The sequence below is a fragment of the Ancylobacter sp. GW821-FHT10E12 genome, from assembly GCF_058809335.1.
Map to the genome: position 1 here is coordinate 336,635 of NZ_JBXASN010000001.1, position 25,604 is coordinate 362,238.

Annotated in this window: 23 protein-coding genes; 9 read left to right on the forward strand and 14 right to left on the reverse strand. The window is 67.0% G+C overall.

What is annotated here, in order from left to right:
• Nucleotides 1-2: 2 nt before the first annotated feature.
• The 6 genes from rsmA to lptF all read right to left on the reverse strand — a co-directional run bounded on the left by rsmA (nt 3) and on the right by lptF (nt 7,698).
• The gene (rsmA, locus tag AC1RU4_RS01705) at nt 3-854 is read right to left on the reverse strand and encodes a 16S rRNA (adenine(1518)-N(6)/adenine(1519)-N(6))-dimethyltransferase RsmA (RefSeq protein WP_492889257.1); all 852 of its coding nucleotides are present in this window, start codon (nt 852-854) and stop codon (nt 3-5) included.
• Entirely contained in the window at nt 851-1,861 is a 1,011-nt protein-coding gene (gene pdxA / locus AC1RU4_RS01710) for a 4-hydroxythreonine-4-phosphate dehydrogenase PdxA (protein ID WP_492889258.1), read from the reverse strand. Before pdxA ends, rsmA begins: the two co-directional genes overlap by 4 nt.
• A 6-nt stretch (nt 1,862-1,867) precedes the next feature.
• Nucleotides 1,868-2,857, reverse strand: coding sequence for a peptidylprolyl isomerase (locus AC1RU4_RS01715; RefSeq protein ID WP_492889259.1), 990 nt, complete (start codon nt 2,855-2,857; stop codon nt 1,868-1,870).
• 98 nt (nt 2,858-2,955) lie between these two features.
• Entirely contained in the window at nt 2,956-5,280 is a 2,325-nt protein-coding gene (locus AC1RU4_RS01720; protein WP_492889260.1) for an LPS-assembly protein LptD, read from the reverse strand.
• A 137-nt stretch (nt 5,281-5,417) separates the two neighbouring features.
• Nucleotides 5,418-6,503, reverse strand: a complete 1,086-nt coding sequence (gene lptG, locus AC1RU4_RS01725; protein WP_492889261.1) for an LPS export ABC transporter permease LptG — start codon at nt 6,501-6,503, stop codon at nt 5,418-5,420.
• Nucleotides 6,504-6,540: 37 nt separating this feature from the next.
• The gene (gene lptF, locus AC1RU4_RS01730) at nt 6,541-7,698 is read right to left on the reverse strand and encodes an LPS export ABC transporter permease LptF (RefSeq protein ID WP_492889262.1); all 1,158 of its coding nucleotides are present in this window, start codon (nt 7,696-7,698) and stop codon (nt 6,541-6,543) included.
• Nucleotides 7,699-7,914: 216 nt separating this feature from the next.
• On the opposite strand from lptF, the gene AC1RU4_RS01735 reads away from it, so the two are divergent.
• The 3 genes from AC1RU4_RS01735 (at nt 7,915) to AC1RU4_RS01745 (ending at nt 11,458) form a co-directional block, all read left to right on the forward strand.
• Nucleotides 7,915-9,423, forward strand: a complete 1,509-nt coding sequence (locus AC1RU4_RS01735) for a leucyl aminopeptidase (protein ID WP_492889263.1) — start codon at nt 7,915-7,917, stop codon at nt 9,421-9,423.
• Between the two features lie 14 nt (nt 9,424-9,437).
• Nucleotides 9,438-9,884, forward strand: coding sequence for a DNA polymerase III subunit chi (locus tag AC1RU4_RS01740; RefSeq protein ID WP_492889264.1), 447 nt, complete (start codon nt 9,438-9,440; stop codon nt 9,882-9,884).
• Nucleotides 9,885-10,228: 344 nt separating this feature from the next.
• Nucleotides 10,229-11,458, forward strand: coding sequence for a porin (locus tag AC1RU4_RS01745; protein WP_492889265.1), 1,230 nt, complete (start codon nt 10,229-10,231; stop codon nt 11,456-11,458).
• A 495-nt stretch (nt 11,459-11,953) separates the two neighbouring features.
• Here the strand turns inward: AC1RU4_RS01745 and AC1RU4_RS01750 are convergent, their stop codons facing one another.
• Together AC1RU4_RS01750 and AC1RU4_RS01755 are read right to left on the reverse strand one after the other, a co-directional pair.
• A complete protein-coding gene (locus AC1RU4_RS01750) occupies nt 11,954-13,828 on the reverse strand; it encodes an ABC-F family ATP-binding cassette domain-containing protein (RefSeq protein ID WP_492889266.1) in 1,875 nt (624 codons plus the stop codon).
• Between the two features lie 46 nt (nt 13,829-13,874).
• Nucleotides 13,875-14,411: a DinB family protein gene (locus tag AC1RU4_RS01755; RefSeq protein ID WP_492889408.1), complete on the reverse strand. Its 537-nt coding sequence runs from the start codon at nt 14,409-14,411 to the stop codon at nt 13,875-13,877.
• Between the two features lie 214 nt (nt 14,412-14,625).
• Here AC1RU4_RS01755 and AC1RU4_RS01760 point away from each other — a divergent pair, with 214 nt between their 5' ends.
• Nucleotides 14,626-15,318: an aquaporin gene (locus AC1RU4_RS01760; protein ID WP_492889267.1), complete on the forward strand. Its 693-nt coding sequence runs from the start codon at nt 14,626-14,628 to the stop codon at nt 15,316-15,318.
• A 74-nt stretch (nt 15,319-15,392) separates the two neighbouring features.
• On the opposite strand, the gene AC1RU4_RS01765 is transcribed toward AC1RU4_RS01760, so the two are convergent.
• Together AC1RU4_RS01765 and AC1RU4_RS01770 are read right to left on the reverse strand one after the other, a co-directional pair.
• Nucleotides 15,393-15,665 (reverse strand): hypothetical protein, encoded by a 273-nt coding sequence (locus AC1RU4_RS01765; RefSeq protein WP_492889268.1) that lies wholly within the window; start codon nt 15,663-15,665, stop codon nt 15,393-15,395.
• Between the two features lie 165 nt (nt 15,666-15,830).
• The gene (locus tag AC1RU4_RS01770; protein WP_492889269.1) at nt 15,831-16,049 is read right to left on the reverse strand and encodes a hypothetical protein; all 219 of its coding nucleotides are present in this window, start codon (nt 16,047-16,049) and stop codon (nt 15,831-15,833) included.
• Between the two features lie 321 nt (nt 16,050-16,370).
• On the opposite strand from AC1RU4_RS01770, the gene ndk reads away from it, so the two are divergent.
• The 5 genes from ndk to AC1RU4_RS01795 all read left to right on the forward strand — a co-directional run bounded on the left by ndk (nt 16,371) and on the right by AC1RU4_RS01795 (nt 21,895).
• Nucleotides 16,371-16,793 (forward strand): nucleoside-diphosphate kinase, encoded by a 423-nt coding sequence (gene ndk, locus AC1RU4_RS01775; RefSeq protein WP_492889270.1) that lies wholly within the window; start codon nt 16,371-16,373, stop codon nt 16,791-16,793.
• Nucleotides 16,794-17,151: 358 nt separating this feature from the next.
• Nucleotides 17,152-17,856 (forward strand): TerC family protein, encoded by a 705-nt coding sequence (locus AC1RU4_RS01780; protein ID WP_492889271.1) that lies wholly within the window; start codon nt 17,152-17,154, stop codon nt 17,854-17,856.
• 173 nt (nt 17,857-18,029) lie between these two features.
• Entirely contained in the window at nt 18,030-18,782 is a 753-nt protein-coding gene (locus AC1RU4_RS01785; RefSeq protein WP_492889272.1) for a TerC family protein, read from the forward strand.
• 62 nt (nt 18,783-18,844) lie between these two features.
• Complete coding sequence (locus AC1RU4_RS01790; RefSeq protein ID WP_492889273.1) at nt 18,845-20,977, forward strand: molybdopterin-containing oxidoreductase family protein; 2,133 nt, start codon at nt 18,845-18,847, stop codon at nt 20,975-20,977.
• An 87-nt stretch (nt 20,978-21,064) separates the two neighbouring features.
• A complete protein-coding gene (locus AC1RU4_RS01795; RefSeq protein ID WP_492889274.1) occupies nt 21,065-21,895 on the forward strand; it encodes a transglutaminase-like domain-containing protein in 831 nt (276 codons plus the stop codon).
• Between the two features lie 13 nt (nt 21,896-21,908).
• Here the strand turns inward: AC1RU4_RS01795 and AC1RU4_RS01800 are convergent, their stop codons facing one another.
• The 4 genes from AC1RU4_RS01800 to AC1RU4_RS01815 all read right to left on the reverse strand — a co-directional run bounded on the left by AC1RU4_RS01800 (nt 21,909) and on the right by AC1RU4_RS01815 (nt 25,266).
• Entirely contained in the window at nt 21,909-22,169 is a 261-nt protein-coding gene (locus AC1RU4_RS01800; protein WP_492889275.1) for a heparin lyase I family protein, read from the reverse strand.
• A 134-nt stretch (nt 22,170-22,303) separates the two neighbouring features.
• A complete protein-coding gene (purN, locus tag AC1RU4_RS01805) occupies nt 22,304-22,963 on the reverse strand; it encodes a phosphoribosylglycinamide formyltransferase (protein WP_492889409.1) in 660 nt (219 codons plus the stop codon).
• A 2-nt stretch (nt 22,964-22,965) separates the two neighbouring features.
• Nucleotides 22,966-24,045, reverse strand: a complete 1,080-nt coding sequence (gene purM, locus AC1RU4_RS01810) for a phosphoribosylformylglycinamidine cyclo-ligase (RefSeq protein ID WP_492889276.1) — start codon at nt 24,043-24,045, stop codon at nt 22,966-22,968.
• 75 nt (nt 24,046-24,120) lie between these two features.
• Nucleotides 24,121-25,266, reverse strand: a complete 1,146-nt coding sequence (locus AC1RU4_RS01815; protein WP_492889411.1) for a benzoate/H(+) symporter BenE family transporter — start codon at nt 25,264-25,266, stop codon at nt 24,121-24,123.
• Nucleotides 25,267-25,604: the final 338 nt, after the last annotated feature.

Genomic DNA, 25,604 nt, shown 5'->3' on the forward strand with positions numbered 1-25,604 from the left:
CCTCAGCCGGCCCGCGCCGCCGTCCAGGCATTGGCCAGCGCCACGAAACCCTCCACCGGCACCTGCTCGGCGCGCTCGGTCGGCTCGATGCCGGCGGCTTCCAGCAGCGCGGTCGTGTCGACGCCGAGGCTTTTCAGGCTCTGGCGCAGCATCTTGCGCCGCTGGCCGAATGCCGCTTCCGTCACCCGCTCCAGCGCGCGCCGGTCGCAGGGGAGCGGGGAGGGGCGCGGCACGATATGCACGACCGAGGACGTCACCTTGGGCGGCGGGACGAAGGCCGAGGGCGCGACGTCGAAGGCGATGCGCGCGGTCGCCCTCCAGCCGGTGAGCACGGCGAGGCGGCCGTAATGGTCGGTGCCCGGCGCGGCGACGATGCGCTCGGCCACCTCGCGCTGGAACATCAGCGTCAGGCTCTCATAGAAGGGCGGCCAGGGCTCGGCCGACAGCCAGCCGATCAGCAGCGGCGTGCCGATATTATAGGGCAGGTTGGCCACGATGCGGGTCTGCCCGTCGGAGGCGAGGCGGGCGAAATCGGTGGCGAGCGCATCGCCCTCGATGATCTCCAGCCGGCCGGGATAGCGGGCGGCAACCTCGTTCAGCGCCGCGATGCAGCGGGCATCGCGCTCCACCGCCACTACGCGCCCGGCGCCGAGCGCCAGCAGGGCGCGGGTGAGCCCGCCAGGGCCGGGGCCGACCTCGAACACCGTCACCTCTTCCAGCGCGCCGGCGGTGCGGGCGATGCGGGCGGTGAGGTTGAGGTCCAGCAGGAAATTCTGGCCGAGCGACTTCAGCGCCGAAAGGCCGTGGTCGCGAATGACGTCGCGCAGCGGCGGCAGATCGTCGAGCGCGCTCACGAGACGGCGTCCGCCGCGGCGAGCCGATCGGCGAGGCGCAGCGCCTCAATGAGGCTCGACGGATTGGCGCGGCCGGTGCCGGCAATGTCGAAGGCGGTGCCGTGGTCGGGCGAGGTGCGCACGAAGGGCAGGCCGAGCGTGACGTTGACGCCGGTGTCGAAGGCCAGCGTCTTGACCGGCGCCAGCACCTGGTCGTGATAGGCGCCGATGACCACGTCGTAGGTGGCCCGCGCGGCGGCATGGAACAGCGTGTCGGCCGGCAGCGGTCCACGCGCGTCGATGCCGAGCGCCCGAAGCGCGGCTACGGCCGGGCGGGTGACGGTCTCGTCCTCGCGCCCGATGGTGCCGTCCTCGCCGGCATGCGGATTGAGCCCGCACACGGCGATGCGCGGCGCGGCGATGCCGAAGCGGCGGATGAGATCGGCGGCGGCGATACGGCCGGTCTCGACCAGCAACTCGACGGTGTACAGGCGCGGAACATCGGCGATCGGGACATGGATGGTCGCCGGAATCACCGCGAGCTCGGGCGACCAGATCATCATCACCGGCCTCGGCGCCGGCGAGCCGCACAGATGCGCCAGGTATTCGGTATGGCCGGGGAAGGCGAAGCCGTCGGCATAGAGCACCGACTTGGCGATCGGGTTGGTGACGATCGCCCGTGCTCGGCCGGAACGGACGAAGCCGACGGCCGCATCGATGGCCGCGCGTGCCGCCGGGCCGCTGGTGGCGTCCGGACGGCCCGGTTCGGCGGTGGCGACCCGGCCAGATGGAACGACCGGGAGGGCGGTGGCGAAGGTCGCGGCGGCATCTTCCGGCGCGACCTCGGCAAGTTCGACCTCACAGCCGATATGCGCGGCGCGGGCGGCAAGGCAGGCGGCATCGCCGGTGACGAAGAAGGCCGGCAGGCGCAACTCGTCCCGCCGCATCCAGGCGGCGAGGGTGACGTCCGGCCCGATGCCCGCCGGTTCGCCGAGCGACAGCGCGAGCGGGGAGAGGGAATCGGCCATGGAGCGTCAGCGGTACTGGATCATGGCGTTCTTGCGCGCTTCCTGGAGAAGGCGAGCCGACTGCGAGTCGAACTGCTTGTTCTGCAGCTCGTTGCGCACCTCGCGCTTCTGGGCGCTCTCACCGACGACCTCGCGGCGGTTGCAGATGGCGACCATCTCGATGCCGGCCTGCGTGACCTCGGGCTGGGTGGTCTGGCCGACCGGCGTATCGTCCATGATCTTGCGCAGCGGCGCCGACATGTCGGCCGAGGTGCGGATCACCGGGTCGCGGACCACGGTCTCGCGCAGCTGCCGGGCGGCAGCGGTGCCGCTGTCGCAGTCGGTGAACGATTTGCGCAGTGCCGCCGCCTCCGCCATGCGCTGGGAGCGCTGGGCCGGCGAGGCGGTGCGCGACACCACGAGGACGATCTGGCGGACCGTGTATTCGGTGGTGCGCTGGGCCTGGTTGACGTCGGCGCCCTTGGCGCTCAATGCGGCGAAGATGTCGGAATCGCGCACCGTGGTTGCCGACGAGAAGCGCCCGCGCACATAATTGTTCCACACATAGTCCGCCCGCATCTTCTGCTTGAGAAGGCGGGCATCGATCCCCGACTGCGCCAGTGCTTGGGTGAGCTGGTCGGGGGTGCGGCCGGAACGGCTCGCCATGTTGGTGTAGAGCTTGTTCAGCTCGGCGTCGTCGATGGTGATGCCATAGCGATTGGCGGTGAATATCTTCAGCCGTTCGTCGACGAGCTCGTCGAGCGCCTGCTTGCTGTTCAGCGAGCGGCGCTCGGTGAGCTGGGCGAGCTTGATCCGCTGGCTGACGTCGAAGCTGGTGATCGGATCGCCCTGCACCATGACGAGGATCTGCTGCGCCTGCGCCGGAGCGGGCGCCATGAGCACAGGCACGGCGAGGCCGGCGCAGAGCCAGGCGGCGCGCCATGCGCTCTTCAGGAGGCGGGCCGAAGGGGCCGGATGGAGGCGCGATGCGTCCTGGCGATGACACGTCGTGGGCATAACCCGTCGCTTCTCCTTCTTCCCGGCGGTTCGTTCCGCGATCATGGCTTCTTCTGACTGTCGCTTGTGGCTTCAATGCGACATGCGGGCAATGGAGCTCATTGGGTCGAGCTGTCGCCGAGACCGGTCGAGAGGCCCACGGAACCCAGCGTGCGCAGGGTGAGGGTGAGCAGCACCGTGTCGACCCGGCTGCGGGTGCCACTCTCCGTGTAATCCGACTTGTAGCTGAGGGCGAGGCCGAAGCACTCGTCCATGTAGCTGACGCCGAACAGGGTGTAGTCGATCTCGTCGATCAGGAAATTGTAGCGAGCCGCTGCCTGCACGCTCCACTTGTCGTCGATCTTGTAGGAGCCGGTGCCGAGAATGCCCTCGCGTTCATCGTAATAGCCGAGCTCGGGCTGGGGGGCGTACATGCCGTAGAGGGCGGAAACCGTCAGCTTGTCGATGGTGGCGGTGCCTTCGAACTCGTAGCGCTCGACCGCCCAGTCCGACTCGTTGAAGCGGAAGCGGTTGATCAGCGCGATGTTCGGCAGCGGCGCGAAATAGAGGCGGGCGACATAGTCGGACAGGTCGTTCTCGAGGCCGGAATCCGCACCGGTATTGGCCATGTCCTCGATGGCATAGGAGTTCTGTCCGGCGATCTGGTAGGACTGGCCGATCAGCGCATTCACCTGGCCGACGCCCCCGACATAGGCATTGTACTGCAGGCCGTAATTGGCGCGGGTGCCGCCCTCGACGCGGTCATAGCCGGAATATTTGTTCACTTCGAACAGGTTGGTGTCGTCGAAGATCAGGCTCTGGGCATCCTCGTTCGGGAACTTGCCGATATCGGTCTCATCCGGCCGTACGATGATCTGGGCGATCGGCTCGATGGTCTGCGCGCCCCAGCTTTCGGTCGACATGAAGGGGTAGCGGTATTCGAGGCCGATGGCCGGCATGATCCTGGCGAGGGACTGGTCGCTGCTCGACAGCCAGGGAAAGTTGGCCTCCTCCGACTGCACGGAGGCGAGATCGACCTGGGCGTTGAGGAACGGCGTCCACATCTGGCCGAAGGAGTCGGTGATGGTGCGGCGCCAGTTCGCTATGCCCGACAGGCGAGTATAGGTGCCGGCCATGCCGCGCATCAGGCAGTCCTGCCGCTGCTGCGCCGAATCGGCGCCTACCGCGGTCAGATCGCACTCGTTGGTGGTGCTTTGATAGACCTGGGTCGTGGCAAACGCTGCCGAGGTCGCGCGCAGGTCGGCTTCCTGCCGGGTGAGGCTGGTGAAGTTGAAGTCGTAGCTGAACTCGCCGCCGAAGATCGATTTGTCCAGCGTCTTGCTGTAGTCCATCACCCCGACGACGGGCTGCTGATCCTGGTTTTCATAGGCCGTAAGGCCCTGGAAATACATGCCGCGCAGGTCGAAATAGGACCGGTCGCCCTGGCCGACGAGGTAGACCTGCGAGGTGACTTCCTTGATGTTGCTGTTGATCAGCTTGTAGTCCTGAAGGAAGGTCGCGTCGGAGGTCAGCCAGCCGTCCCAGCCCCAGTACCAATTCTCGTTGATATTGAAGCGGCCATGGGTCTCGACCATGCCGCGCTGCTCGCGATCGCCCGGCTCATTCTCGAAGGCTTCCGGGTCCTGCTGGTCGATCCAGGCGCCGCGGACGCTGTAGGTGCCGGTCTCCAGCCGGTGCCGGAACTCGCCTTCCACCAGCACGCCCTGCTTGGACAGCACCACCGGCGAGAACGTCACGTCCATGTTCGGCGCGATGTTCCAGAAATAGGGAACCGTGGCGCCGGTGCCGATATTGGACGAACTGATGAACTGCGGCATCAGGAAGCCCGACTTGCGCTTCACCGTCGGGTCCGGGGCCGACATATAGGGCACCCATGCAATCGGAACGCCGAGAAACTCGAGCTTGGCGTTCTCGAAATAGATGGTCTGCTCCTTCTCCTTGTGAATGATGCGGGCCGCCTTGATCTGCCACAGCGGCGGCTTTTCAGGATTGGTCTTGCACGGTTCGCAGGGCGTGTAGGCGCCGCTGGTGAGCACCGTCGTGTCGCCGGTCTCGCGGTCGGCGCGCGCCGCGGCGAAGTGCATGTTGTCCGGCGTGTCGATGCGCAGCGAATTGACGAAGCCGTTGGTGAAGTCCTGCGACAGGTCGAGGTTGTCGGCGGTGATGACCTTGCCGTCCTTGTCCTTCAGCCGCACGCCGCCTTCGGCCTTCAGGCGGTTATTGGCGCGGTCGTAGACCACGCGCTTCGCCTCCAGCACCGCGCCGTCATAGTAGATCTGGACGTTGCCGTCCGCGATCACCTCGTTGCGGTTGTAGTCGTAGACGAGCTGGTCGGCGGTCACCAGCATCTTGGCATTGGGATCGGCCTGGCGCTGCGCCAGCATCTCGCGCGCCGCGGCGGAGGAGCCGGTGTCCTGCGCCATAGCTCCGCCAACCGGCGCGAGGATGCCCAGCGCACTGCAGAGAACCGTTGAGAACAGCCAACCTGCAAGGCGCCGGCGATGCCCGTCGGGCAACCGGATGGCCTCGCCGATTTGGCCGGCTGGTACGCGGCCGACCTTCATCCGTCCTCCCGGTGAAGCAGGATGAGAATACCCATCAATGCCCCAACGACTGCTGGAAACCACGCTGCGATAATGGGATGCACGATCCCAACCTCTCCGAGATCCTCGGCGAGCTTGGTCGATACATAAAGCAGAAACCCCGCCGCCACGCCACCGAGAATCGTCTGGCCGATGCCGCCGAAGCGGAACACGCGCAGGCTGACCGAGGCCGCGATCAGCACCATGGCAAGCAGCAGAGCCGGCCGCGCCAGAAGGCTTTGGTACTGCAACCGATAGCGCTCGGCACCGAATCCGACCCGGGTCGCCGCCTCGATCGCCTCGGGCAGATCCCAGAACGAGACGGTGTCGCTCTGCAGCGTCTCCTGAACCTGATTCGGGGTGAGGTTGGTCGCGACCATGTAGGTGTCGTAGCTCTGCAAACCTATGGCGGGGGTAAGCACCCGCACCTCGTTGAGTCGCCAGGCACCCGCTTCCAGCACGGCGTTGCGGGCCTCGATCCGTTCCACCAGCTTTCCATCGGAACCAAACAAGAAGACGTTAACGCCGGACAATTGGCGCCCGCCGTCGGCCTTGGCCGCCGCCTCGATGATCGCCTGGCCGTCGACGCTCTGCTGGCGGATCCAGAAGCCGCTGTTGGTGGAGGCGAACAGGCCGGTCTGGCGGTTGAATATCTCCGCCTCGATGCGGTTTGCGCGTTCCTTGAAGTCGGCCGACATCGGATTGTAGATGGCTGTGGAAAACACGCCGAGCAGCAGCGCGCAGATGCCCGCCGGGGCGATGAACTGCCAGGCCGAAATGCCGGCGGCGCGTGCCACCACCAGCTCCAGCCGGCGCGACAGCGTGAGAAAGGTGCCGATGGCCCCGAACAGCACCGCGAAGGGCAGGAGCTGCTCGGTGAAGAAGGGCGCGCGGTAGATGGTGAGCATGAGCAGCGTCAGCGTATCGACGTCCCGCTCGCCGACCCGCCGCGATATCTCGAGGAAGTCGATGAGCATGATGAGGAAGACGCAGCCGACGAAGATGCCGAGCACCGAGTTCAGGAAGCGGCGGGCGAAATAGATTCCGAGCGTGCGTCCGATCACCGCATCGCTCCTGTCGTCCGAATGATTCGCATGCGGGTCAGTTCACCGTCTCGCGCACGACGCGCTGGGCCAGGGCGTCGAGCCGGCGTCGAATCGCCTCCGGCATACGCGGCTTGAACCGGCCGCTGAGCAGCAGCGCCGAGCCGAGGATGACGACGATCGGCACCAGGTAGACGAACGGTACCAGGCTGGCATTGTTGCGCACCTGCTGGATCAGTCCGAAGCTGGTGACCTGCAACGCGACCACGAAAGGCGCGGTGGCCGCCAGCGCGAGGCCGCGCCCCTCTCGGGTCGTCCGCGGCTCGGCGAGCGCCGCGACCGCGATGCCGAAAAAGGCCAGCACATAGAGCGGCAGCGACAGCCGGCGATGGATTTCCTCGGTGAAGCGGCCGGGATCGTTCTTGAAGGCCGGATCGTCCGCCGGCGGGTTCAGCAATTCACGGAAGCTGCGTTCCGGCGCCCGATAGACCGGGCTGTCGCCGCCGGCGGTGAAGGGCGACAGGTCGAAGGCATAGCGCTGGAACTCCACGATGTTGCTGTCCGGCTTGCCGGGGGTACGGCGATGAATCGCCCCCTCTTCGAGAATCAGGAAGGTGCCCTTGTCGGTGTCGACGATCTGGCCGCGGTCGGCGAGATAGGTGCTGACCTCTTCCGGGTTGCGCGAATCGTTGATGAAGATGCCGCCGAGCACGCCGGTCGAGTTGCGCTCGCGCACGTTGAACACCATCCCCGGCGCCAGCGTGGTGAAGCGCCCCGGCTGGGCGATGAAGGCGACCACATCGGCGCGCACGCGCGTTATCTCGTAGCGGAACTGCCGCAGCGCGGCCGGCACCAGCTCCATCGACAGCGCCGTGCAGAGCGCGGCGACGAGGACCGCCAGGATGACCAGCGGCCGCAGGAAACGCAGGGTGGAGATGCCGGCGGCGCTGGCGACCACGATTTCCGAATCGCTGTTCATGCGGAACAGTGTGTGGGCGACCGCCATGAACAAGGCGGCAGGCGCGAGCGCCAGCACTAGCGCCGGCAAGGCAAGGCTGGTGATGAAGACGAAGGCCAGGATGGTCTGGCCCTGCGTCGTCATGATGTCGAGCTCGCGCAACGCCTGGGTGATCCAGATCATCCCGGCGAGCACCGCGAGCGTGCCGACGAAGGCCGTGCTCGCCGCGCGGAAGACATAGCGGTCGAGGCGGGTCATCAACGGGGGTTCCTCATCATGCCTTCCGAAACGTCCCCCGCGCGGCCATCGCGCTCCTCATCTGGACGATGAATAAGCGGGCTCGTCGCCGGGTGCAAATCCCGTCCCGCGCGAGATGTCGTCAACCCCCGGCCTGCCGTGCCTCTCGTCGCCGCGTCGCGAATGGTCTAAACAAGCGCCGAAGGCTCGACCCTGCCAATAAGAAGGTGCCCGACGATGGCCGATTCCGTGAAGATCAGCTTTGCCAAGTTCCCCGCCACCCTCGAAGGCGTGACCGTGCTGCTCGCCGCCTCCGGCGAAACGGGGGGGAAGGCGAACCTGTCGGCCATCGCCGAGGCGCTGCTGGCACCGGCAGGCGATCTCGTCGAGCGCGCCGCCGCGGCGGACCGCTTCGAGGGCAAGAGCGGCACCGGCCTCGATCTGCTGGCGCCGACGGGCCTCGCCGTGCCGCGGCTCATCGTCGTCGGCGTGGGCAAGGCGCCGGAGCTTCGGCCGCTCGACTGGCTGAAGCTCGGCGGCACAATCATGGGCAAGCTGCCGGAATCGGCGGGCGATGCCGGAATCCTGCTCGACCTGCCGGGCGTCGAGGTCAGCGCGCAGGCGGCGGCGGAGATCGCGCTCGGCATGCGGCTGCGCGTCTATTCCTTCGACCGCTACAAGACCAAGAAGAAGCCCGAGGATGCCGCCGGCAAGCTGCGCGTCACTCTCTATGTAAAGGACGACGCGGCGGCCAAGCGGGCGTGGAAGAAGCGCGAGGGTACCGGCGAGGGCGTCGTGATCGCCCGCGATCTCGTCAACGAGCCGGCCAATGTGCTGACCCCCACCGAATTCGCCCGCCGCGCCGGTGACCTCGCCAAGGTCGGCGTCGACGTGGAGGTGATGAACGAGAAGGACCTCAAGAAGCTGGGCATGCGGGCGCTGCTCGGCGTCGGTCAGGGTTCGGCCGAGGAAAGCCAGGTCGTGGTGATGCGCTGGAACGGCGGCAAGGAAGATGCCGCGCCGGTCGCCTTCATCGGCAAGGGCGTGGTGTTCGACACCGGCGGCATCTCGATCAAGCCGGCGGCCGGCATGGAGGACATGAAGGGCGACATGGCGGGTGCGGCATGCGTCGTCGGCCTGATGCACGCGCTGGCCAGCCGCAAGGCGAAGGCCAACGTCGTCGGGGTGATCGGCCTCGTCGAGAACATGCCGGACGGCAAGGCGCAGCGGCCGGGTGACATCGTCACCTCGATGTCCGGCCAGACCATCGAGATCATCAATACCGACGCCGAGGGCCGGCTCGTGCTGGGCGACGTGCTCTGGTACACCAAGGAGCGCTTCAAGCCGCGCTTCATGGTGGATCTCGCCACGCTCACCGGCGCCGTGCTGGTCGCGCTCGGCACCGAGAATGCCGGCCTTTTCTCCAATGACGACGCTCTCGCCGCCAGCATCCACGAGGTCGGCCTCGAAACCGGGGAGAAGGTGTGGCGCCTGCCGCTCTCGCCCGAATACGACAAGCTGGTCGATTCGAAATTCGCCGACATGAAGAATACCGGCGGGCGCTATGGCGGCTCGATCACCGCGGCGCAGTTCCTGCAGCGATTCGTCGGATCGGTGCCGTGGGCGCATCTCGACATTGCCGGTACCGGCATCTCCTCGCCCTCGTCCGAGATCAACCGCAGCTGGGGCGGCGGCTGGGGCGTGCGGCTGCTGGATCAGTTGGTCGCCCGTCACTACGAGGATTGAGCCGGGGCGCCGCCGTGACGGAAGTCTTCTTCTATCACCTGAAGGGACGACCGTTGGAGGCGGCCCTGCCGCAGCTGCTTGAGAAGTGCATCGAGCGGGGCTGGCGCTGCGTGGTGCAGGCCTCCTCGCCCGAGCGGGTCGACGCGCTCGACCAGCATCTATGGACCTATGACGATGCCTCCTTCCTGCCGCACGGCACCGACCGGCAGCCGGAGCCGCAGCGCCAGCCGGTGCTGCTGACCGACGGGGCCGGCAACCCGAACGGCGCGCAGGTGCGTTTCCTCATCGAGGACGCGGGCATCGACGACGCCTCGCCCTATCTGCGGGTGATTCACATGTTCGACGACAGCGACCCCGCGCGTATCGACCAGGCGCGACAGAACTGGCGCGCGGCACGCGCCGCCGGGCACAGCGTCGCCTATTGGCAACAGGATTCGCACGGCCGCTGGATCCAGAAGTAAGGCGAAGCCGCCTGCGGCAAGTGAGGCGCCCCGTTGGCGGACGTCCCGGAGAGCCTGTGGATGGCGTCGAACGAGCGTTAGGTCCTCATTAGGCTTAACCGTTGATTTACAAAAGCTTTCTACCAACGGCCTTTTGACGGCCACCTACCCCGTTGCCTCCCCTAAATTGTGTCTGGAGCGCAACACCTGCCCGCGGAATGCCCCTTGGTCGCCCAAATCCGGCACTTTGGCTTTGCGCCCCGAAACCGATTCAAACAATATCGTCTGCGGATGCCGTGCTTCACGTGCGGTGGGTCCTGACAATCGGAAAAACCCAACATTGGTCCAATTTGGGGGAGAATGAAGTGAAGACGGTCATGAAGAATATCCTGCTCGGCTCGGTTGCCGGGCTCGCGATGGTCGGGACTGCTGCGGCGGCCGATCTGCCTGTGAAGGCGAAGGCTGCGGAATATGTGAAGATCTGCTCGACCTACGGCGCGGGCTTCTACTACATTCCGGGCACCGATACCTGCCTGAAGGTCGGCGGCTTCGTGCAGGTCGACTACTACTACCAGGACTATGACTACCTCGCGAGCGCCGACTACCAGGCCTCCTACTTCAAGACCCGTGGCACCATCCGCCTCGACGCCCGCACGCAGACCGAATACGGCACTCTGCGTTCGTTCATCGACCTGCGCGCCACCTACGGCGACTCGGGCTACGGCGACGGCGTCGACGGCACCGGCCTGAACCTGGATAAGGCTTACATCCAGTTCGCCGGCTTCACCTTCGGTAAGGTCCAGTCGTTCTTCGACTACTATGCCGACAACAACGTGTGGGGCTTCGACAGCCCGGCGCTGACCGCCGACACCAACGTGACCGCGGCTGCCTACACCGCTGACTTCGGCAGCGGCTTCACGGCCACGATCTCGATCGAAGACGACTCCAACCGCTCCAGCGGTACGGATCTCGGCACGCTCGCTCAGCCGGACATCCCGGCCCTGATCGGCAACATCAACTACGAAGGCGAGTGGGGCGGTTTCCAGATCGCCGGTGCTGTCCGTCAGATCGACGACAGCTACTACGACCCCTTCGGCATCGACACGGGTGACTCCGTTGGCTGGGCGATCCTCGGCGGCGTGAAGTTCAACCTGCCGACCCTCGGCGACGGCGACACGCTGTACATCGAAGGCGCTTACGCGAGCGGCGCGACGGGTTATACCGGCATCAACGGCGGCTATTCCAGCATCTATGCTGCCAATGACCTGTACTACAACCCGCTCACCAACGAGCTCGAGGCTTCGGACACTTGGACGATCGCCGCCGAACTCACCCACTACTTCACGCCTCAGGTCTTCGGCGTGCTGTACGGCAACTACGGCGAACTCGACGTCCCGTCGGATCTCGCCACCGACTACAACATCTACTCCATCGGCGGCAGCCTGAACTGGAGCCCGGTGAAGAACCTGCTGTTCGTGGCTCAGTACACCTACATGCAGACCGACTACGACGCCCCGGTTCTCAACCCCTACGGCTCGTACGTCGACAGCTCCAACGCTCAGCAGGTCATCCTGTCGGTGCGTCGCTCCTTCTGATCCTTTCGGATCTGAAAGACTTGGAACCCCGGCCTTGTGCCGGGGTTTCTTGTTTTGCGGGATAGCGTGTGATCCCCCGCGACTAGGCCAGCGCCTTCGGGTGCAACTCTTTCGGCACAAGATCCGTTTGGCACATGGCCCGCTCGACACCTGACCGAGATGTCGTTGCGCCCCGTACGTCGGCTGAATTCATCGGCGGACAGGCTATTGCCGCCTTGTCCGATCTGTCAGGTCGCCGGCCAGGTGCCGCAGCCGGTTGCGCGTGCAGTCTGCACCGATACCCAATTCCTTGATGCGCCCTCGCCGGACAGGAACGTCATCGGTCGGCTTCTGCCAACGGGTTGCTCGGGGCAGGTGCAGGTCCAGGCCCAAGTGCTGGGAGACCGTCGTCGATCCGGTCAATCTTCAGGCGGAGCCGCCACGACCATTCGTGCGTGAGGCGCCGACGCGCGGATCGGTTTCAATCGCCAGTCGCGCAGGGGGCGGTCCGCCGCGTCAATCGTCGGCGGCTTCCAGTGCGTCGATTTCCGAGGAGATCGCAATCCAGCTCTCCTCCTCCAGCCCCAGCTTCCCACTCTGTTCGCCGCGCAACCGGGCAAGTTCGGCGGCTTTCTGCGGAGCTTTCGCATAGAGCGAGGCGTCGGCCAGCTGGCCGTCGAGTTCGGCGATCTGGCGCTCGAGCCGCCCCATGCGGGCCTCGACATCCTTCAGCTTCTTGCGCAGCGGTACCGCCTCGGCGCGTCGGCGCGCCGCATTCTGTCGCGCCGTGTCGAGCTTGGGCGCGGCGCGGTCGTCCTTGCGGTCGGAGCGCCGCAGCACCAGCTTGCGATATTCGTCGAGATCGCCGTCATAAGCGGCGACGGTCCGGTCGGCGACCAGCCACAGCCGCTCGGCACAGGCGTCGAGCAGCGCGCGGTCATGGCTCACCAATATCACCGCACCGGGAAAATCATTGATCGCCTCCACCAGCGCCTGGCGCGCGGCGATGTCCAGATGATTGGTCGGCTCGTCGAGAATCAGCAGATGCGGGCCGTGGAAGGCCGCGAGCCCGAGCAGCAGCCGCGCTTTCTCGCCGCCGGAGAGCGAGGCGACCGGCGTGTTGGCGGCGGCGCCGGAAAAGCCCATTTCAGCCGCGCGCGAGCGCACTTTCGCCTCCGGGGCATCGCGCATCAGCCGTCGCACATGATCATAGGCGCTCTGATCCGCCACCAGCTCGTCGAGCTGATGCTGCGCCAGATAGGCGATGTCGAGGCCGGATGCCTTGACCATGCGGCCGGATAGCGGCTCCAGCCGGCCGGAGATCAGCTTGGCGAAGGTCGACTTGCCATTGCCGTTCGGCCCCAGCAGGGCGATGCGGTCGTCATGATCGATGCGCAGCGTCAGGTTGCGCAGGATCGGCTTGCCCGGCTCGTAGCCGACCGTCACCCCGTCCAGCGTCAGGATCGGCGGCGAAGGGATGCGCTCGGGATGGCGGATGACGATGGCGGCCGCCGCCTCGCCGGCCTCCTCGGTGATCGGCGCCATACGCGCCAGTGCCTTGAGGCGCGACTGCGCCTGCCGGGCCTTGGACGCCTTGGCCCGGAAGCGCTCGACGAAGGCTTCCATATGCCGGCGCTTGGCGTCCTGCTTTGTGCGCAGCTTCTGGTCGAGCAACAGCTTCTCGCTGCGCTGGCGTTCGAAGGAATCATAGCCGCCGCGCCAGAGCTGCAGCTTGCCGCGGTCGAGATGCAGGATGAACGACACCGATTCGTTCAGAAGCTCGCGGTCATGGCTGACGATCAGCACCGTGCGCGGATAGCGCGAGAGATAATCCTGCAGCCAGAGCGTGCCTTCGAGGTCGAGATAATTGGTCGGCTCGTCGAGCAGCAGCAGGTCCGGCTCGGCGAACAGGATCGCGGCGAGGGCGACGCGCATGCGCCAGCCGCCGGAGAATTCCGAGCAGGGGCGCTGCTGGGCCGCATCGTCGAAGCCGAGGCCGGCGAGAATGCGGGCGGCGCGGGCCGGAGCGGCGTGAGCATCGATATCGACGAGCCGTGTTTCGACCTCGGCGATCCGCGCCGCATCGGTGGCGGTGGCGCTCTCGGCGATGAGGCGCGCCCGCTCGGTGTCGGCGGCGAGCACGACGTCGATCAGCCTGTCCGGGCCGGCGGGGGCCTCTTGCGCCACCTGTCCGATGCGGGTGCCGTTCGGAATGCGAATCTGGCCGGTTTCCAGCGAAAGATCGCCGGTGATGGCGCGGAAGAGGGTGGTCTTGCCGGTACCGTTGCGGCCAACCAGCCCTATGCGCCCACCTTCCGGTATGGCGACGGAGGCGTGGTCGATGAGCAGGCGGCCGGCAAGCCGCAGCGATATGTCGTCGAGCGTGATCACCTGGGCCTTTTGCCCCGCGCAGCCCGCGAGGGCAAGAGCGCAAAGCCTAGGCTGACGCGGCGTCGATGCGTACGCCGCCCATGCCACTCTCGCGCTGGAAGAACACCAGATCGAGCGATGGTGCGGCAGCATTGCCGAGAAAGCCCGAGATCAGGCAGTGCGCCTGGCCGCGATGATGCGTCTGGTGATTGAAGAAATGATCGAGCGCCGTATGCAGCGGTTGGGTGATGCGGGTTCCGCTGGAATTGGCGTAGCGAAGCTCGGTGCCGAGATCGGCCTCCGTGAGTGCCGCGGCGAAGGCGAGGATGCGGGCGTCTTCCATCTCTCGGGCCTGCGTCAGTGTGGGCAGCGTCTCGAACAGGATGGTATCGAGGCTCGGCGGCTGCGGTCCGGTTCCGGTGAAGCGCCGCAGCCACAGCTGGTCGGCAACCAGCAGATGGTTGAGCGTGCCGTGCACGGAGCCGAAGAAGGCGCCGCGATCGGCGCGATATTGCTCGACGCTCAGCGCTGCCGCCGCCGCATGGAGTCGGGTGTTTGCCCAGGCATTGTAGCCGGCAAAGTTGCGATACCTCTCGACCGACATTCCGCCCCGCCCTCTTCTCGCGTCGTCGCGTTGACGGCCGCAACGGTCGGTCAAGCGTGCCCCGCTGTCCAGCGATCAAGATGCACAAGAAGCGGGCATTTGTTCGCGATAAATGCTCTTGACGTGGGCATTGCAGAGGAATGTGCTCACATATCGGGGAGCTGGCATGGGGCGGATGTCGATGGTGGCGTCCTTCCCGTCGAGGGAGTGGGCTATGAAGAAGTATCTCGCGGAATGTATCGGCACGGCGGTGCTCGTGCTTTTCGGATGCGGTTCGGTGGTCATTGCCGGATTCGCGGCTGTTTCGCCCGTGTGGTTCCTTGCGGTGGCTTTCGCTTTCGGACTTTCGGTGGCGGCGATGGCCTATGGCATCGGTCCGGTGTCGGGCTGCCACATCAATCCGGCGGTGAGCGTCGGCGTCTGGGCCGCCGGCCGGCTGTCGACGGGGGATCTGCTCGGTTACATCGTCGCTCAATTGCTCGGCGGCATTGCCGGTGCGGCGATCCTGTACTTCATCGTCTCCGGCCGGGTCGCCGGCTACGACATCGCCGCGCTTGGCCTCGGGCAGAACGGCTGGGGCGAAGGCTATGGCGCGGGATATGGTCTCCACTCGGCCATCGTCGCCGAACTGGTGGCGACCTTCGTGTTCCTGGTCGTCATCCTTGGGGCGACCAGCAAGGCAGGCGCGACCCCCGCGGCCGGCCTCGCCATTGGCCTGACGCTGGTGCTGATCCATATCGTGTTCATTCCGGTGACCGGCGTGTCGGTCAACCCGGCGCGAAGCCTCGGACCGGCGCTATTCGTCGGCGGTCAGGCGCTCAGCCAGCTCTGGCTGTTCCTGATCGTGCCGCCGATCGGCGGCCTGCTCGCCGGCCTGCTCTTCCGCGCCCGCATTCTCGAGGCTTGAAGGTCCGGCAACAAAAGGGAGCGGCGGAGATGCCTCCGCCGCTTCTGCATTTTCGGGAGCCGCAACTGTCGCGATCACTCCGCGGCGACGGCGTCCGTGCGGAGGCCGAGGCGCTTGGCGACGCCTTCGCCGAGCGGGGAATCGTTATTGCCGATGCGGCGGAAACGCTGGCCGAACCGGTGCGCAGCTGCCGCCGGTTGAGCCGGTTCTCGCCGCCAGGACCGATAAAAATGAAAGCCCCGGCCCGTGGAGGCGGGCCGGGGCAGATTCAACGCGATCCGGGGTCGGCGGAAACGGAACGCGCCGTGGTCGACCGGCATTGCTCCGGCAGCTGCAATCTCGCGCATGCCTGTGGAACCGGCGCTGAACGTTCCGTTGGCTGGCGTTCATCTTCCCGGAAGCGTGCTGGGCGGGACAAAAAATGCCCCGGCTTCCTGGGGGAGAAGCCGGGGCGCTATGGGCTCGCGTGGGGCTTGGGGGAGTGGGATGCCGCGAGCCTAACCTTGAATTCCTCAGTAGCAGACCGCCCGTTCGACCTGCCGCATCTGGCCGGCGTCGCTCACCCAGCGGGTCTGCACGACACAATCACCTGCCACCGGCTCGACCGGAAGAATGACGGTGCTTTCCACCGCGGAGCGCTTGAAATAGCCAGTGGCCGAGGCGCCGCCAGCGAACAGGGCCGTGAGCCCCATCAACGCCGCGATCGTTCCGATGACAATCGACCTAGCCATGACATACGCCTCCGCCATCCGGCGGAACGTGCCGCCGGTGCCTATTTCCTCGAAAAGCTACGCACGTTCTTCAAATCGAACTCACTGTGGTCTCGATCGTTTTTGCCGGAACAAAAGGGAGCGGTATTTCAAGTTCCCATTGTCCACAGCGTTAACACCGACTTAACGTGCGCACTCCGGCAAAAGTTCCAAGGGGCGTTCATGAAGTCGTGATTGGATGGATTCGCTGGCTGGCGTGCGGCGGCGACATGATCTTGTCGCGGCATCGCACCATCGCTATAAGCCGCAGCGAAATCACTCCCCACTCCAAGGAAGCATCTCATGGCGCTCGAGCGCACCTTTTCGATCCTGAAGCCCGACGCGACCCGCCGCAACCTGACCGGCGCGATCAACGCGACCATCGAGAAAGCCGGCCTGCGCATCGTCGCGCAGAAGCGCATCCTCCTCACCCGCGCCCAGGCCGAGACCTTCTACGGCGTGCACAAGGAGCGTCCCTTCTTCGGCGAGCTCGTCGAGTTCATGATCTCCGAGCCGATCGTCGTGCAGGTGCTGGAAGGCGAGAACGCGGTGGCCAAGTATCGCGAAGTGATGGGCGCCACCAATCCGGCCAATGCCGCCGAAGGCACCATCCGCAAGGACTTCGCCCTGTCGGTCGGCGAGAATTCCGCGCATGGTTCCGACAGCCTGGAGAACGCGGCGATCGAGATCGCCCAGTTCTTCGCCGGCAACGAGATCGTCGGCTGAACCACGCGATGCTTCGCGGCGGCTTCCGCTGAGTTTGCGCCTCGCCCGACTGTTCGGGCGAGGCGTTTTCTTTTTGCGTGGCAGCAAACACTTGCTGCATTCGCGCATCATTTGCGTAGAAATTGCTGCTTATGGGCTTGGCCAGCGCATAGATTATTATGTATGTTGCTGCTATGGGCGCTGCGGGGGTCCGGCCACGGAGAAGTGGCCCGCAGCGGGGATAGCCGTTATGGCGCGCCAAGAGCGCCCGGGAGTGGGCCCGCCGGAGCCACCTCCTCTTGCCTCACCGTATCACGGCGCGCCAACGCCGATTCAACCATATGAATCTCGTCCGCGGGCGGGAGGTGAGGGAAAACTCATGAACTATCTGGAGCCGCTATTCTGGCTCGCGTTGCTCAAGATCATCTGGATCAACGTGCTGCTGTCCGGCGACAATGCCGTGGTCATTGCCATGGCCTGTCGGTCGCTTCCCGATAATATGCGCCGCTGGGGCATGGTCCTGGGTGCCGGCGTGGCCGTCGGCATGCGCATCGTCTTCACCGCGATCATCGCGGTGCTTCTCGGCCTGCCCTGGCTTCGGATCGTCGGCGCGCTGGCACTGCTCTACATCGCCGTCGATCTGGTCGTGCCGGAGGGCGAGGGTGGCGAGGACGGCGTCCATGCCCATGACAGCCTGTGGCGCGCCGTCGGCACCATCGCCGTCGCCGATCTGGTGATGAGCCTCGACAATGTCGTCGCCATCGCCGCCGTCGCGGATGGCAACTGGGTGCTGATCACGATCGGCCTCGTCATTTCCATCCCGATGATCGTCGCCGGCGCGGCGCTCATCATGTCGCTGCTCTCCCGTTTTCCGGCCCTTGTATGGGCGGGCGCGGCGCTGCTCGGCTGGGTGGCCGGCGAGATGTTCGTCTCCGACATCAAGATCACCGAATATCTGGGCGAAGCCTTCGTACACGGGTTCGAATATCCGGCGGCGGCCCTGGGGGCGGCGCTGGTGCTGGTGATCGGGTGGTTCATGGCGCGTCGCGTCACGGGTGCGGCAAAGCACGACGCTTCCCATTAGGGGCGGGCGATTTCCCCTTCCCAACGTGCGCCCGCGCCTGCAAAGGTTGCGGGCGCGTTTACTTTGCGGAAGAAGATCTGGTGCATTTAATAATGTATGCCAGTTTTCTTCCGCGAGGGCGGATGGGCGAAATCGTTCCGCGACTTCGGATTTCGACGACGTGAGAGGAAACGATGGATTTCACTAGTCCCATTTTCTGGGTCTCGCTGCTCCAGATCATCTGGATCGATCTGCTGCTGTCCGGCGACAATGCCGTCGTCATCGCGCTGGCATGCCGCTCGCTGCCCGAGGGGCAGCGCAAATGGGGCATCCTGCTGGGTGCCGGCGCGGCGGTTGCCCTGCGCATCGTGTTCGCGCTGGCGGTGTCCTATCTGCTGGGTGTGCCGCTGCTGAAGGTGGTGGGCGCGCTGCTGCTGTTCTGGATCGCCATCAAGCTGGTGCTGGACGAGGAGGGCGGCGGTCATCATGTCGAGAGCGCCGACAGCCTGTGGAAGGCGGTGCGTACCATCGCCATCGCCGACGCGGTGATGAGCCTCGACAATGTGGTGGCGATCGCCGCCGCGGCGCGCGGCCATGCCGAACTGTTCATCTTCGGCCTGCTGCTCACCATCCCGCTGATCATCTTCGGCTCGCAGTTGATCCTCAAGCTGATCTCGCGCTTCCCGCTCCTCATCTGGTTCGGCGCGGCGCTGCTCGGCTGGATCGCCGGCGAGATGCTGGTGAGCGACAAGATCGTGCTGGAGACCATGCAGGCCATGGCGCCGCAAATGGTTGAAACCATTGCCGATCCTGAGGATCCGGTCGGCCTGAAGCCCTCGGCGTTCCCGCATTATCTGGCGGCTACGGTCGGCGCGATCTTCGTGGTGGCCTTCGGCTGGATCGTGAAGAGCCGGCGTTCGGAAGCGGCGGTCGGCAGCTCGCACTGAGCTGCATGCCGGCGTTCCAATAGGCAAGGCGCTCCGCTACGATGGTGGCGGAGCGCTTTTTCATGAATCAGCACACGACACCCATCCGCACCGGCCATTCGGCCTGCCCGCATGACTGCCCGTCCACCTGTTCGCTGGAAATCGAGATATCCGGCAATAGGATAGGCCGGGTGCGCGGCTCGCGGGACAACACCTTCACCGCCGGGATCATCTGCGCCAAGGTCGCCCGCTATGCCGAGCGCGCACACCACCCGGACCGGCTGACCCAGCCGCTCAAGCGGGTGGGGCCGAAGGGATCCGGCGCCTTCGAGCCGATCTCCTGGGACGAAGCGCTTGATATCGTTGCCGAAAAATTCCGTGCGGCGGAGGCGCTGCACGGGCCGGAGACGGTGTGGCCGTATTATTATGCCGGCACCATGGGGCTGGTGATGCGCGACGGCATCAACCGGCTGACCCACGCGAAGGGATATTCGCGTTTCTTTTCAACCATCTGCACCAATCCCGCCTGGTCGGGCTTCATCGCCGGCGCCGGGCGGTTGTCCGGCCCGGATCCGCGCGAGATGGCGCGGGCCGACCTCAACGTCATCTGGGGCACCAATCCGGTCTCGACCCAGATTAACGTGATGACTCATGCGGTTAGGGCACGCAAGGAGCGCGGCGCGCCGCTTGCGGTGGTGGATGTATACCGCTCGCCGACCATGGAGCAGGCGGATATCCCGCTGCTGATCCGCCCCGGCACCGACGGGGCGCTCGCCTGCGCCATCATGCATGTCCTGTTCGCCGAGGGCTTCGCCGACCGCGACTATCTCGCCAGCCATGCCCGCGATGCCGAGGGGTTCGAGGCGCATCTCGCCACCCGCACGCCGGAATGGGCCGAAGCGATCACCGGGCTGCCGGCCACCGAAATCATTGATTTCGCTCGTCTAATCGGCCGAACGCCGCGGACCTTCATCCGTGCCGGCTATGGTTTCACCCGCTCGCGCAACGGCGCGGTGAACATGCATGCGGTGACCTGCATCCCCACCGTGACCGGCGCCTGGAAGCATGAGGGCGGCGGGGCGTTCCATTCCAATTCGGCGATCTATGGCTGGAACAAGAGCCTGATCGAAGGCACCGACCTGCAGTACAGTGAGGTGTACGGTCAGCCCGATCCGGTGTCCGGTCAGCCCAGAATCCCGCGCCAGCTCGACCAGTCGCGGATCGGCGCCATCCTATGCGGCGAGGAAGACGTGCTCGCCGGCGGTCCGCCGGTGACGGCGATGCTGATCCAGAACACCAACCCGGTGACCATCGCCCCGGACCAGCAGAAGGTGCGGGCCGGGTTCGCCCGCGAGGACCTGTTCGTCGCCGTGCATGAGCAGTTCATGACCGAGACGGCGGGAATCGCGGACATCGTGCTGCCGGCCACCATGTTCACCGAGCATGACGACGTCTACCAGGGCGGCGGCAACCAGTATGTCACCCTCGGCCCCAAGCTGGTCGACCCGCCGGGCGAGTGCCGCTCCAACCACGAGGTGATCTGCGCGCTGGCCGACCGGCTCGGCGCCTCCCATCGCGGCTTCACGATGAGCGCCCGCGAGATCGTCGACTGGACCTTGCAGGCGACCAAGCGGGGCAGCTTCGAGGAACTGGAGCAAAAGCGCTTCATCGACGTGCAGCCGGATTTCGACGCCGCGCATTTCGTGAAGGGCTTCTCCTGGCCGGACGGCAGGTTCCGCCTGAAGCCGGACTGGGCGAAAGTGCCCTACAAGGCGCCGGCCAAGTTCGGCCCGGTGGCCGACATGCCGGAATTCCCCGACCATTGGGCGGTGATCGAGGAAGCCACCGCCGAGTTTCCCTTCCGGCTGGTGACGGCGCCGGCGCGCTCCTTCCTCAATTCGAGCTTCACCGAGACGCCGGGCTCGCTCGCCCGCGAGAAGCGCCCGACGCTGCTGATCCATCCCGACGATGCCGCCGATCTCGGCATTGCCGAGGGCGAGGCGGTGGAGGTGGCGAGCGCGCGCGGGACGGTGATCCTGCACGCGGTGCTGTTCGAGGGCATGCGGCGCGGGGTGGTGGTGGCCGAATCGATCTGGCCGAACGGCAGGCACCAGGGCGGGCGCGGCATCAACACGCTGACCGGGGCCGACCCGGTGGCGCCGGTGGGCGGCGCCGCCTTCCACGACAACCGGGTGCGCATCACCCGGCTGGCATGAGGAGGCCGGGAAAACCGCGCCCGGCAAGGAACCGGCGGGGGGCCTCGCGCGTCTAGGCGGTACATGCCTCGTGCCCGGATATCCCCGATGCAGTTCAACGTGTCCTCGCGCCTCGACTACGAGGTGCGCTCAACCACCGTCTTCGTGCTGAACGTGGAGGCGGCCGCCCTGCGCAATCAGCGCGTGCTGTCGGAAAACCTGGTGCTGGAGCCGCCGCTGGCGCTCGACCGCCATGTGGCGGGCGAGAGCGGCACCCGCTTCGTGCGGGTGGCGGCCGAGCCGGGCACGTTCAGCGTCGGCTATCAGGGCCGCATCGAGCTCAACATGCACGATGCCGACCCGGCGACGGTGCCGGAAGTGGCGATCGCCGAGCTGCCGCTCGACATCGCGCCCTATCTGAACCCCAGCCGCTACTGCCAGTCCGACCTGCTCGCCCGCTTCGCCCATCGTCAGTTCGGCGAGCTGCCGCCGGGCCATTCCAGGGTGACGCAGATCTGCAACTGGATCTACGACCATGTCGACTATGTGCGCGGCGCTTCCGACGCGCAGACCTCGGCCTATGACACCATGGTGCTGCGCGCCGGCGTGTGCCGCGATTTCGCGCATCTCGGCATCAGCTTCTGCCGGGCGCTGGGCATCCCGGCCCGCTTCGCCAGCGCCTATGCCTGGCAGCTCGACCCGCCGGATTTCCATGCGGTGTTCGAGGCCTATCTCGGCGATTCCTGGTACCTGTTCGACCCGACCCGCCAGGCGGCGCTGCAGGGGCTGGTGCGCATCGGCGTCGGCCGCGACGCCGCGGACGCCGCCTTCGCCACCCTCCATGGCGACGCCGAGATGACCGGGATGCAGGTCTCCATCGAGCCGGCCGACGATGCGGCGGCACAGGAGCCGACGGTGCGGGCGGTGGGGATCGCCTGAGGCGCCGGGCAGGCTACAGCGCGCCGCATCGGGCCCCGGTGAAGCGCGATACGCCGCTGTAATAGGCGACCTGGGTCGGCTTCGCCTTGCCGGCGAACGAGGCGAGGTGCGAACGGTACAGGCCGTATTTGAAGTACCATTGCGTCTGGTCGTCCGGCAGCGTGCGGATGTCGCGCTGGTCGACCACCTTGCGGCCGTTCAGCCAAAGCTCGATGCCGCCCTTGGCATGCGAGGGGGTGAGGCGGCCAGCGCCGCCGACGGCAGGGCGACGCACGGGAGCAGGGCGGAGAGGGGAGCCAGCAACGCCAGGGAGCGGAAGATCATGGCGCCTCGCATCGCCGCATGATGTTGCCGCAACGGTAGCAATGCGCGGGCGGCGACGCAACCTTGAGTCGGCGGCTCCGGCGGCTATGCAGCCGGCGCGACCAGCGCGCGGTCGCCGAGGCCGATCTCGTCGATGCGCACCCGGCCGTCCTCGATGCGGGCGCGGCCCTCGCAGACGAGGCGCAGCGCCGCCGGGTAGATCACGTGCTCCTGCGCCAGAACGCGGGCGCTGAGGGTGGCGGCGTCGTCGCTGTCCAGCACCGGCACCGCCGCCTGCATGATGATCGGGCCGACATCCATCTCCGGCGTGACGAAATGCACGGTGCAGCCGTGGATCTTCACGCCTTCCGCCAGCGCCCGCTCATGGGTGTGCAGGCCCTTGAAGCTCGGCAGCAGCGCCGGGTGGATGTTGATCATCCGTCCCGACCATTGCCCGGTGAAGCCGGGGGTGAGCAGCCGCATGAAGCCGGCGAGGCAGACGAGGTCGATCCGCTCCTCGACGAGCGCGGCGTGCAGCGCCGCGTCGAAGGCGGCGCGGTCGGGATAGGCCTTGTGGTCGAGGGCGCGCACCGGGATGTTGCAGGCCTGCGCGCGGGCGAGGCCGTGGGCGTCCGGCCGGTTGGAGATCACGCAGGCGATCTCGCCGGGAAAGCCAGGGGCGGCCGCGGCCTCGATCAGCGACATCATGTTCGAGCCGCGGCCCGAGATCAGGACGGCGACGCGCAGGCGGCTGGGTTCCGACAGGCTCACAGCGGCAGGTCCAGGCCGAGCGCGCCGTCATAGACGACATGCGCCGCACCCTCGCCGGGCTCGATGGCGCCGAGATGGATCACTTCCTCGCCGGCATCGGCGAAGGCGTCGGCGACCGTCTCGCAATCCGCCGCGTCGCACACCACCACCATGCCGATGCCGCAGTTGAAGGCGCGCAGCATCTCCTCCGGCGCCACGCCGCCGACCTGCGCCAGCCAGCGGAACACCGGCGGCACCGGCAGGCCGGAAAGGTCGATGCGCCCGACGGTGCCCTTGGGCAGCACGCGCGGCAGGTTCTCGGTGAGGCCGCCGCCGGTGATGTGGGCGAGCGCCTTGACCTTGCCGGTCGCGCGGATGACCGACAGGGCCGGCTTCACATAGAGCCGGGTCGGGGTGAGCAGCGCCTCGCCGAGCGAGAGGTCGGCATGGAACGGGGCGGGGGCGTCCCATGAGAGGCCGGAGCGCTCGACGATGCGGCGCACCAGCGAATAGCCGTTGGAATGCACGCCGGAGGAGGCGAGGCCGATCAGCACGTCGCCGGCCGCGATGCCGGGGCGCGGCAGCAGGTCGCCGCGCTCCACCGCGCCGACCGAGAAGCCGGCGAGGTCGTAGTCGCCCTCGGCATACATGCCGGGCATCTCGGCGGTCTCGCCGCCGATCAGCGCGCAGCCGGACTCGAGGCAGCCCTTGGCGATGCCGGCGACGATGCCGGCGCCGACTTCCGGGGCCAGCTTGCCGGTGGCGAAATAGTCGAGGAAGAACAGGGGCTCGGCGCCCTGCACCACCAGGTCGTTGACGCACATGGCGACGAGGTCGATGCCGATCGTGTCGTGGCGGCCGGTCTCGATGGCGATCTTCAGCTTGGTGCCGACGCCATCCGTCGTTGCGACGATGAGCGGGTCCTTGAAGCCGGCGGCCCGGGGGTCGAACACGCCGCCGAAGCCGCCGATATCGGCATCGGCGCCGGGGCGGCGGGTGGCCTTCACCAGCGGCTTGATCAGATCGACCAGCCGGTTGCCGGCGTCGATGTCGACACCCGCGTCGCGATAGCTGAGACCTTGGCCGTTGCCGCTCATGATGCGCCCTCTCACGAAAGCACGCGGATTAGCCGCTTATCGGGCGTCCGGCAAGTTCCGCGCCGGGCCTCGGGGCTAGCGCCGGCCGGCACGGTCGATGCCCAGCGCTATGAGCCCGGCCACCAGCCCCCAGAACGCCGAGCCGATGCCGAGCATCGACACGCCCGAGGCGGTGACCGCCAGCGTCAGCACCGCCGGGAAGCGGCGGGCACCGTCGCCCATCGCGGTGCCGAGCGCGTTCACCAGCGGGCCGAGCAGCGCCAGCCCGGCAAAGGCGGCGATCAGCGAGGGCGGCAGCGCGGCGATGAGCGCCACCAGCGAGGCGCCGCCGGCGGCCAGCACCACGTAGGACAGCGCGTAGAACGGGCTCGCCATCCAGCGCTTCTGCGGGTCGGGATGGGTGTCCGGCCCGGTGCAGATCGAGGCGGTGATCGCCGCGAGGTTGGAGGTGAGCGAGCCGACGAAGGCGGTGACGAGCGAGGACAGGCCGGTGACGACGAGTAGCGGCGTGGCCGGCGGCCTGTAGCCGGCGGCCTGCAGCACCGCGAGGCCGGGCAGGTTCTGCGAGGCCATGGTGACGATATAGAGCGGCACGCCGATGCCGATCAGCGCCTGCATGTCGAATTCCGGCAGGATGAAGGTCAGCTGCGGCAGCGGGAGGCCGCCCGGCAGCGGCCCGACGCGGCCGAGGAAGAAGGCCAGCGATATGCCGATGGCGAGGATGGCCAGCACGGCGCCGAACGGGCTGATTCGCCGGGCGACGAGGAACATCGCGACCAGCGGGATCACCAGCAGCGGGTCGGCCTGCGCCGAGGTGAAGACGGCGGTGCAGAAGCGGAACAGCACGCCGGCCAGCATGGCGGCGGCGATGGCGACCGGCAGCCGCTGCACCAGCGTGCCGAGCGGCTTCACCGCCGCGGTGGCGAGGATCAGCAGCGCGGTGAGCACGAAGGCGCCGGCGGCGGTGGCGGGGGTGAGCCCGTGCGAGCCGGCGATCAGCGCCGCGCCGGGCGTCGACCAGGCGGTGATGATCGGCATGCGGTAGCGCCAGCCGAGATAGGCCGAGGTCGCCGCCATGGACAGGCACAGGCCGATCACCGCCGAGGAGGTCTGCGCCGCATCCGCCCCCACCGCCTGCGCGGCGGCGATGACGAGCGCCAGCGTGCCGCCGAAGCCCACGAGGGCGGCGACGACGGCGGAGGTGACGACGGAGGAGCGCAGCGACGAGGGCGACGTGGCGGGCGGGGGCATGTCGGGCGGGGGCGTGTTGGACGAGGGCATGGGAGGGACCGCGGCGGGCAGGGCAGGATAGCGCCTTGTGCCATGCCGGCGCCGCGGCGTCACGGGCGGGGAGCGGTCAGGGGGAGCGGGGGCGGGCCTCTTGTCTTCCCTCTCCCCGACGGGGAGAGGTGGCCCGCGCAGTGGATCGGTGAGGGGCTCGCCGGGATGTCGCAAGGACCCCTCACCCCAGCCCTCTCCCCGACGGGGAGAGGGAGGCCATGGCTTCGACGCCGGGCATGAGGTAAGGCCGCCATGCCCCGAGTTCGTGCCCGGCCTCT